This is a genomic window from Azonexus sp. (genome assembly GCF_036170495.1).
GTDB lineage: Bacteria > Pseudomonadota > Gammaproteobacteria > Burkholderiales > Rhodocyclaceae > Azonexus.
In genome coordinates this window covers 1-8851 of record NZ_JAVHPH010000436.1, presented here as the reverse complement: position 1 = coordinate 8851, position 8851 = coordinate 1, and the positions used below count along the sequence as shown (strand labels likewise).

General features: G+C 62.5%; 10 protein-coding genes. 7 read left to right on the top strand and 3 right to left on the bottom strand.

The window, feature by feature from the left end:
* The 4 genes from rarD to ADADOO_RS15755 form a co-directional block, all read left to right on the top strand.
* A partial coding sequence (rarD, locus tag ADADOO_RS15770) for an EamA family transporter RarD (RefSeq protein ID WP_511278458.1) occupies positions 1 to 842 on the top strand: 842 nt, incomplete at its 5' end.
* Between the two features lie 45 nt (positions 843 to 887).
* Entirely contained in the window at positions 888 to 2084 is a 1197-nt protein-coding gene (gene paeA, locus ADADOO_RS15765) for a polyamine export protein PaeA (protein WP_511278457.1), read from the top strand.
* Positions 2044 to 2181 carry a transporter associated domain-containing protein gene (locus ADADOO_RS15760; RefSeq protein WP_511278456.1) on the top strand — a complete coding sequence of 46 codons (138 nt, stop codon included), beginning with the start codon at positions 2044 to 2046 and terminating at the stop codon, positions 2179 to 2181. Before paeA ends, ADADOO_RS15760 begins: the two co-directional genes overlap by 41 nt.
* A gap of 259 nt (positions 2182 to 2440) precedes the next feature.
* Positions 2441 to 3778, top strand: a complete 1338-nt coding sequence (locus ADADOO_RS15755; protein ID WP_511278455.1) for a fused MFS/spermidine synthase — start codon at positions 2441 to 2443, stop codon at positions 3776 to 3778.
* Between the two features lie 2 nt (positions 3779 to 3780).
* Here ADADOO_RS15755 and ADADOO_RS15750 read toward each other — a convergent pair whose 3' ends face one another.
* Entirely contained in the window at positions 3781 to 4044 is a 264-nt protein-coding gene (locus ADADOO_RS15750) for a hypothetical protein (protein ID WP_511278454.1), read from the bottom strand.
* 367 nt (positions 4045 to 4411) lie between these two features.
* On the bottom strand, positions 4412 to 4648 hold the full coding sequence (locus ADADOO_RS15745) for a thioredoxin family protein (protein WP_511278453.1): 237 nt from the start codon (positions 4646 to 4648) through the stop codon (positions 4412 to 4414).
* A gap of 112 nt (positions 4649 to 4760) precedes the next feature.
* Here ADADOO_RS15745 and ADADOO_RS15740 point away from each other — a divergent pair, with 112 nt between their 5' ends.
* The gene (locus ADADOO_RS15740) at positions 4761 to 5117 is read left to right on the top strand and encodes a winged helix-turn-helix transcriptional regulator (protein ID WP_511278452.1); all 357 of its coding nucleotides are present in this window, start codon (positions 4761 to 4763) and stop codon (positions 5115 to 5117) included.
* 93 nt (positions 5118 to 5210) lie between these two features.
* On the opposite strand, the gene ADADOO_RS15735 is transcribed toward ADADOO_RS15740, so the two are convergent.
* Positions 5211 to 5831 (bottom strand): TetR family transcriptional regulator, encoded by a 621-nt coding sequence (locus ADADOO_RS15735; RefSeq protein WP_511278451.1) that lies wholly within the window; start codon positions 5829 to 5831, stop codon positions 5211 to 5213.
* Between the two features lie 140 nt (positions 5832 to 5971).
* On the opposite strand from ADADOO_RS15735, the gene ADADOO_RS15730 reads away from it, so the two are divergent.
* Both ADADOO_RS15730 and ADADOO_RS15725 read left to right on the top strand, forming a co-directional pair.
* The gene (locus tag ADADOO_RS15730; RefSeq protein ID WP_511278450.1) at positions 5972 to 7150 is read left to right on the top strand and encodes an efflux RND transporter periplasmic adaptor subunit; all 1179 of its coding nucleotides are present in this window, start codon (positions 5972 to 5974) and stop codon (positions 7148 to 7150) included.
* Between the two features lie 9 nt (positions 7151 to 7159).
* Positions 7160 to 8851: efflux RND transporter permease subunit (locus tag ADADOO_RS15725; protein WP_511278449.1), on the top strand; the 1692-nt coding region annotated here is incomplete at its 3' end.

Below are 8851 nucleotides of genomic sequence, written 5' to 3'. Positions count from 1 at the left end.
TCGCCTACGGCATCTGGGGATTTTTCCCGCTTTATTTCCGCCAGTTGTCGGCCATTTCGCCAATGGATGTACTGTCCAACCGCGCCGTCTGGGCCTTTCTCTTCGTCGCCCTTCTGCTCACCCTGCGTGGCAACTGGTGCAAGGTCCTCGCCGTTTTCCGCCGGCCGCGCCATCTCGCCATGCTGGCGCTCGCCGCACTGCTCGTCGGCAGTAACTGGCTGATGTTCCTGTGGGCCGTCGCCCACGAACAGGTCGTCGCCTCCAGCCTCGGCTACTTCCTGACACCACTGGTCAATGTCCTGCTCGGCCTCGTCGTCCTCAAGGAAAAGCTCAACCGGCTGGAATGGATCGCCGTTGGCCTGGCCATCGCCGGCCTGGCCAACGAAGTCATTTCGCTCGGCAGCCTGCCCTGGGTCTCGCTCTTCCTCGCCGCCACTTTCGGCACCTACGGCCTGGTCCGCAAACAGGTGCCGGTCGATGCGCTGTCCGGCCTGTGGCTGGAAACGCTCGCCATGCTGCCGGTGTGCGGCATCTACGCGCTGTGGATGGCGCACAGCGGGCACCTGGTTTTTGCCGCCTACGACACGTCGACCGCAGCAATGCTGGTCGGCGCCGGCATCATCACCGCCCTGCCGCTGATGGCCTTCGCCGCCGCCACCCAGCGCCTCGACCTGGCCACCGTCGGCATGCTCATGTACATCAACCCGACCATGCAGTTCGCCACCGCCATCTGGATTTTCGGCGAACCGCTGCAGATGGCACGGCTGGTCAGTTTCGGGTTGATCTGGCTCGGCCTGGGTTTCTTCAGCGTCAGCATGTGGCAGAAGTTGCACCGAAACTGAAGGGCAAAGGGGATAATTCCCTGACCGGACAACCCGAGGCACCGCATGCTCGAGAGCACCCTGATCATCCTGTTGCTGATCGCCGCCAGCGCCTTTTTCGCCACCTCGGAAATTGCCCTCGCCGCCGCCCGCAAGCTCAAGCTCCAACAACTGGCCGACGACGGCGAGGCGCGGGCCAGGCTGGCCCTGGCGCTGCAGGCGCAACCCGGCCATTTCTTCACGACCATCCAGATCGGCCTCAACGCCGTGGCCATCCTCGCCGGCATTCTCGGCGAAGGGGCCTACGCGCCGTACTTCACGACCCTGCTCGCGCCGCATTTCGCCAGCCCCGACACCGCCGGCACGCTGGCCACGGTGCTTTCCTTCCTGCTCGTCACCTCGGTTTTCATCCTGTTCGCCGACCTCGTGCCGAAGCGCATTGCCATCGTCGCCCCCGAGCGCATCGCGCTGCGCATCGCCGGGCCGATGACCCTGTGCATCCACCTGCTGTCGCCGCTGATCTGGGCCTTCAACGGCATCGCCAGCCGCATCCTGTCGGCCCTCGGCCTGCCCCAGAAGCGGCCGGACGACGTGACGGCCGAAGACATCGTCGCCCTCGCCCAGGCCGGCGCCGATGCCGGCGTGGTCGCCGAGCAGGAGCAGCAGATGATCGAGAACGTGCTCGAACTCGACACGCGGACGGCGCCGTCGTCGATGACGCCGCGCGACGGCATTGTCTGGCTCGATGTGGACGAGGAGGAGGCCAGCCTGCGCACCAAGCTGGCGACGCATCCGCATTCGAAATACCCGGTCTGTCGCGGCGACATCGATCAGCCGCTTGGCTACGTCGACGCCAAGGACCTGCTCAGCCGCATCATTGCTGGCCAGCCGCTGGCGCTCGACACGCCGCTGCTCAATCCGGCCCTGATCCTGCCCGACACGCTGACGCTGTCGGAAATCCTCGGCCACTTCCGTGCCGGCCGCGAGGATTTCGCGCTGATCATCAACGAGTACGCCCTGATCGTCGGCCTGATCACCCTCAATGACCTGACCAGCACCTTGGTCGGCGACCCGCTGATCGCCAGCGACGAAGCCCAGATCGTCCGCCGCGACGCCGATTCGTGGCTGATCGACGGCCTGACGCCGATTGGCGATGTCGAGACCGAACTCGACCTGCCGCCCTTCCCCGACGACAGCCAGTACGAAACTGGTCGCCGGTTTCATGATGGTCATGCTGCGCAGGCTGCCCAAACGCACCGATAGCGTGGTGCATGGCGGCCTCAAGTTCGAGGTCATCGACGTCGACCGCAACCGCATCGACCAACTACTCGTCACGCGGTTGCCACCTGCAATCACATGAGTGAGGGTCGGATGTTCTCCTCCCCCTTCAAGGGGGAGGCTGGGATAAGCAGAGACTTTGCCGCCGTTGTTTGGCGGCTTAGTCGGTTGCTTAGCGGCTTTATCAGGGGGATGGGTTCAATGACAGGGGGACTTCGTGTCCCGTTGGTTGCCGCATTACCCATCCCCACCCCAGCCCTCCCCTTGAAGGGGAGGGAGCGGTAAGTCAGGCAGCCGCCGCCGGCCACGTAAAACCCGCCGCCGCAGGCGATAATCGCGGGATGTCCCGTTTCCTGATCTACGCCATCGTCTTCATCGAAGGCTTCTGCTCGCTCGGCGCCGAAGTCATCGCCCTGCGCCGCCTCGTGCCGCACATCGGCAGTTCCATCGTCGTCACGGCGCCGACCATCGGCTTCTTCCTGCTCGCGCTGGCGCTCGGTTATGCCTCGGGCGCAAGGGTTTCCGGCAATTACCTCGCCATCGTCGCCCGCAATTTCCTGATCGCCGCCGCGCTGGCCGGCATCGGGCTGGCCGGCCTCAGCGTGGACTGGATGTTTGCCCACCTGCAGCCGGTGCTCATGGCCTACCTTGTCTTCATCGGCGGCGTGCTCTGCCCGCTGGCCTGGCTGCTCGGCCAGACCGTGCCGATCCTGACCAACCTCATGAAAGCCGAACGCACCGGCGAGGCGAGCGGTCTGGCGCTTTACTGGTCGACGCTCGGCTCCTTCCTCGGCTCGCTTAGCCTGTCGCTCATCGTCATGCAATGGCTCGGCGTTTCCGCCGCCGTCTTCGCCTGCGCGCTCGGGCTACTCGTCGGCGCCCTGCTGCTCGCCCGGCGCGAATTCAAATTCTGGCTTTTTTCCGGGTTGACCGTAGCAATCGCCGCCGGCTTCAACCTGCAGCACGAAGTCACCGCCGACACAGCCTACGCCGAATACATCATCGGCGCCGTCGATCTCCCCGGGCAGAAAAACCCGCGCGCCTTCTGGGTCAACAAGTCGACCGCCTCGCTGCTCGACAATTCCGAGCCGCCCAACTACACGCGCTACATCAAGCACCTGCGGCAAATCCTGCTCGACGACCTCGGCTTCACCGGCAAGGACATCCTCGTCCTCGGCGCCGGCGGCTTCACGCTGTCGCACCGCGAACCGCTCAACCGCTACACCTACGTCGATATCGACCCGGCGATCCGAGACATCGCCGAAAAGCACTTCCTGCGCGAACCGGCGCGCGGCGAATTCATTGCCGACGATGCCCGGCGTTTCGTGGCGACCAGCGAACGCCGCTTCGATGCCGTCGTCGTCGACGTCTACAGTTCGCACACCTCGATCCCGAGCCACCTCGTCACCCGCGAATTCTGGGCCGGCACCCGCCGCGTCCTCAAACCGGACGGCGTCCTGCTCGCCAACCTGCTCCTCGACGGCAAGCTCGAAAGCCCCTATGCCCGCAACCTGCTCGCCACTATCGACAGCGTTTTCGGCCGCTGCGCCGTCGACGTGCTGCACAAGGCCAAAGCGCTGGCCAACGTTGAAGTTGCTTGCTTTGCCAGCAGCCGACCGGGGGAAACGGGCATTTACGTCGACGAGAAAAACCGGGCCGATCTCGACCGGGCAAGGTAAGCCTACGAATCGCCAGTCGGCGCTGGCAGGGTCTTGGCCAGATCAAGCGGCGGCACGACAGCACGCTTGCGGACGCCATTGCCATGCCAGAAAAGCAACGCCCAGATCAACGACCCCAGGGGCAGAACCACGCCGATACCGAAGAGTCCAATCTTGACCGAGCGCCCCAAAGACGAGCGGGCCGCAAACATTATTCCGCTTGCCCGGGGCAACTGGCGAACCCAAATGGTGTAGCCGCGCACCAATGCGGCGGCATTTTTTATCATGGCGGGTAAATCCTCGTCTAATTTGAACGGGATTATCCGCACCGCTCATTGCCGGGAGATGACTGCGGCGACTCTTTCCGGCGCGCCACAATCTGGTTGCGCCCTCAAGGCGGGGACGATGGAGTATGGCTATTGGCTCAGAAAACCAAAACGACGCCGACCCCGATAAACTCCAATTAAGGTTTTAACGGTGCCATGCATGCATTATTTGAGGTCGCCTGAACTTAACCAATTGATCTAAATTGAAAATTCATGGGGAAGCTTCAGGATACGATCCCGCTTACATTAGAAATTCCCTTTGACCGCTCAACAAAAATGGCGCCTACCGCCAAGCAAGCGCCATTCAGGCCACGGGGCGTTAAACACCTTACTTCAGTGCCTCAATTCCCGCGCCGAAGTTGATGTGGAATGCCGCACCATCCAGTACAAGGGCTGGCACAGACTTTACGCCGGCGGATTCCGCTTCTTTCACACGCGATTTGTCCTTGCCGAGATGAACCACCTCGACGTCGTATTTCGCGGGATCAAGTGCGTTGGCTACATTTTGTTCGGCAGCAAGGCATACCTGGCAGCCGGCATGGTAGAAAATGGCTTTGGTCTTCATGGTTATCCTCCTCGGGTCATTCGTGCCTATGGCACAAACCCATCGTAGGAGCAAGGCGGCTCTCCAGATAGCGGGCACTTCTTGGTGCCCCGGTTACTTTTTGGTGTAACTTATGGAAATGAAAGAACAAAATATTTCTTCTCCGACAAAGCCGGCCTACGCCCAACTTGAGAACGTGGTCGGGTGTAAGTGGTCAGTATCGGTTCTACAGGCCATTACTGCGGGCATTTCCCGACCGGGCGCCCTGGAGCGCCATATCCAGGGTATTTCGACCAAGGTCTTGTCCGAGCGGCTCCGCAAACTGACCCTCTACGGTTTGCTCACCAAACATGTTTATGCCGAAGTTCCGCCCAGAACCGAGTATTCGCTGACCAAGAACGGCCAGCGACTGGTCGGAATCATCGACCAGATCAGACACCTGGATGGGGAAATCAGGAGCGCCGAACAAGGTGCTCCTGCTGACAGATAAGAAAAGAGGACTGGCGGAACAAAAGGGGAGATTTCGTTTTTCCTGTTATTTCCCGGTCGACCGCAAGGCAAACAAGCGTGACCAGTCGTCCGATCACCCCCGACGGCGCAGCGCCATGTGCATGGTGATCATCGCCGGAATCCGCTGGTCGAGATCGGAGCCTTTCTGGCAACCGAGCATGAGGTGCAGCAAGCCGCTGGTAAAGGCCCAGGTGTCGCGCGCCGTCGCTTCCGGGTCGAGACCCAGGCGCAAAGCACCCTTGTCCGCCGCCTTGCGGTAGAAGCGTTCCATCTTTTCGAGAAATTCGTAGGCCGGGCGGCCGGCCTCTTCCTGGACGGCGGCGAATTCATCGACGTATTCGCAGCGTGAAATCATGATTTCGAAGACTTCGCGCACCACCGGGCAGTCGTCGAGCACACGGAAAAATTCTTTCAGCGAGGCTTCGATGGCATCGAGCGGGTTGGCGTAGGCTTCAGAGAACAGCAGGGAGTCGGTGCGCTCGACCATCGGCGCGAAAACATCCTCGCGCATGGCGAAAAACAGCTCAGCCTTATCCTTGAAATGCCAGTAGATCGCACCGCGGGTAACGCCGGCCTCCTTGGCAATTTTCTCCAGCGTCGACCGGCTGACACCGCACTGGTGAAACACCGTGCGCGCCGATTCGATGATGTCCTGACGGGTTTTTTCCGCGTCTTCCTTGGTTTTTCTGACCACTTTGTTCTCTCCCTGCCTGGCAACTTTCTGGCTTGGCCGTTGCCAATGTAAAGCCATCAACTTCGACACCGAAAATATTTTACATACATTCGTGTTTGTATATAATAGCCCAAACTTTTCTAAAATTGGAGTCTTTCCCCATGATTTCCGGAAATCTGCTGCGGCGTACGACGCTTTCGACTCTTCTCGGTGCAACGGTTCTCGGCACCGCCCTGCTCACCGGCTGCTCGGACAACAAGCCGGCCGGCGGCCCGCCAATGGGGCCGATGCCGGTCACCGTGCTGGAAGTTCAGCCGCAGAAGTTGCCCAATTCCGTCGAGGTCATGGCGCAAACCGAAGGTGCCCGCGAAACCGAAGTTCGCGCCCGCGTCGCCGGCATTCTGGTCAAGCGCCTCTATCAGGAAGGCGAGACGGTCAAGGCCGGCCAGCCGCTGTTCCAGATCGACCGTTCGAGCTACGAAATCGCCCTGGCCGAAGCCAAGGCCAAGGCCGAGCAGACCAGCCGCGAAATGCATCGCCTGAAGAGCCTGATCGAGGCCAAGGCGATCAGCCAGAAGGAATACGACGATGCTTCTTCGGCCAACGCCATCGCCCAGGCTGCGCTGCGCCAGGCCGAGCTGAATCTGTCGTGGACGACCGTCACCGCACCGGTTTCCGGCACCACCGGCCGCGCCGCCAAATCCGAGGGCAACCTGATCACCGCCGGGGCCGACAGCCTGCTCACCTCGATTTACCAGAGCAACCCGATCTGGGTCCGGTTCAGCCTCGGCGACAGCGATCTGGCGAAACTGGCCGGCGGTCGCGTGACCAACAAGAATGTCAGCGGGGTCGAGCTGATCCTGGCCGACGGCACGGTCTATCCGAAGACCGGCAAGCTCAATTTCCTGGCCAGCAACATCGACACCACGCTCGGTACCCAGGCCCTGCGCGCCGAGTTCGACAACCACGACAACCAGTTGCTGCCCGGCCAGTTCGTCCGCATCCGCCTGCTCACCGGCGAGCGCGACGGTGTTTTCCTGGTGCCACAGTCGGCCGTCGTGCAGACCGAGCAAGGCCCGCTCGTCATGCTCGCCGGCGAAGGCGACAAGGTCGCCCCGCGTCCGGTGCAGGCTGGCGAATGGCGCGGCAAGGACTGGGTCATCCTTGGCGGCCTGAAGGCGGGAGACAAGGTCATCATCGACAATCTAATCAAGCTGCGCCCCGGTGCGCCGGTCGCCCCGCATGGCCCGGGCGAAAAACCAGGGGCACCGGCTCCGGCCAAGGACGGCGCCGCCGCTCCGGCGAAGGACGCTGCACCGGCCCCGGCCAAGCAGGGTTAAGGAGCAGCCATGTCCAAATTCTTCATCAACCGGCCGATCTTTGCGTCGGTCATCTCGATCATCATCGTCATTGCCGGCCTGGTCGCCTCGCGCGTGCTGCCCATCGCGCAGTATCCGGAAATCGCGCCGCCGACCGTGCTGATCACCGCCACCTATCCGGGCGCCTCGGCCGAAACGCTGGCCAAGACCGTCGCCGCGCCGATCGAGGAGCAGTTGAACGGCGTCGAGAACATGCTGTACTTCAATTCCTCGGCGACGGCCAACGGCACGGTGACCATCACCGCCACCTTCGAGGTCGGCACCAACGCCGACCTCGCCGCGGTCAACGTCAACAACCGGGTCAAGGCCGCCGAGGCGCGCCTGCCAGCCGCCGTGCGGACCAACGGGGTGATCGTCCAGAAGCGTTCGAACGACATCCTGAATGTCGTCGCGCTGAAGTCGGAAGGTGGCAAGTACAGCACGCTATTCCTGTCCAACTACGCCAGCCTGAACATTGCCGACGAACTGAAGCGGATCAAGGGCGTCGGTGACGTGACCATTTTCGGCGCCCAGGACTATTCGATGCGCATCTGGCTGAAGCCGGACCGCATGGCCCAGCTCGGCGTGACGACCAGCGAGATCGCCGCCGCTATCGCCGCCCAGAACGCCCAGAACGCGGCCGGCAAGATCGGCCAGGAACCGGCGCCAGATGACCAGCAGCTGGTCTATACGGTGACCGCCAAGGGGCGCCTGCTCAGCGAGGAGGAGTTCGGCAACATCGTCATCCGCGCCAGCGGCCCGGGCGGCCTGTTGCGCCTCGGGGACATCGCCCGCATCGAGCTCGGCGCCTACAACTACGACCAACGCGTGACGCTCGATGGCCAGCCGACCATCGCCATGGGCATCTTCCTGCAGACCGGCGCCAACGCGCTGGACACGGCCGCGTCCATCCGCAGCAAGATGGACGAACTGAAGCTGCGCTTCCCGGCCGGCATGGACTACGTCATTCCCTACGATACGACGCACTTTGTCTCGGCCTCGATCAAGGAAGTCGTCAAGACGCTGGCCGAGGCGATGCTGCTCGTCCTCGCCGTCGTCTTTATCTTCCTACAGAGCTGGCGCGCCACGCTGATCCCGATGATCGCCGTGCCGATCTCGCTGATCGGCTCCTTCGCCGGCCTCTGGCTGTTCGGCTTCTCGATCAACATGCTGACGCTGTTCGCCATGGTCCTGGCCATCGGCATCGTCGTCGACGACGCCATCGTCGTGCTGGAAAACGTCGAGCGCCTGATGGCCGAGGAAAAGCTGTCGCCCAAGGACGCGGCGATCAAGGCCATGAAGCAGGTGACCGGGGCGCTGATCGCCATCGTCCTGGTCCTGGTCTCGGTATTCATTCCAGTCGCCTTCCTCGGCGGCATCGCCGGCCAGTTGTACAAGCAGTTCGCAGTGACCGTCGCCGTTGCCGTCGTGCTCTCCGGCGTCGTCGCGCTGACCCTGACGCCGGCGCTGTGCGCCTTGCTGTTGAAGGCCCAGCACACCGAGAACAAGCTGTTCCGTCCCTTTAATCGACTGTTCGAGCGCTTTACCCGCTCCTACGTCAGCACGGTCAGCCTGACACTGAAGCACGGCATCATCGGCGCGATCATTTTCGTGCTGGTCGCCGCGTCGACCGTCGCCTACTTCCGCGTCATCCCCGGCGGTTTCGTGCCGGCCGAAGACCAG

Bases quoted from the DNA above. Each gene is read 5' to 3' on its own strand.
- ADADOO_RS15740 (WP_511278452.1), top strand. From the start codon at position 4,761: ATGGAAATGAAAGAACAAAATATTTCTTCTCCGACAAAGCCGGCCTAC.
- ADADOO_RS15730 (WP_511278450.1), top strand. From the start codon at position 5,972: ATGATTTCCGGAAATCTGCTGCGGCGTACGACGCTTTCGACTCTTCTC.
- ADADOO_RS15750 (WP_511278454.1), bottom strand. From the start codon at position 4,044: ATGATAAAAAATGCCGCCGCATTGGTGCGCGGCTACACCATTTGGGTT.
- ADADOO_RS15755 (WP_511278455.1), top strand. From the start codon at position 2,441: ATGTCCCGTTTCCTGATCTACGCCATCGTCTTCATCGAAGGCTTCTGC.
- paeA (WP_511278457.1), top strand. From the start codon at position 888: ATGCTCGAGAGCACCCTGATCATCCTGTTGCTGATCGCCGCCAGCGCC.
- ADADOO_RS15745 (WP_511278453.1), bottom strand. From the start codon at position 4,648: ATGAAGACCAAAGCCATTTTCTACCATGCCGGCTGCCAGGTATGCCTT.
- ADADOO_RS15760 (WP_511278456.1), top strand. From the start codon at position 2,044: ATGATGGTCATGCTGCGCAGGCTGCCCAAACGCACCGATAGCGTGGTG.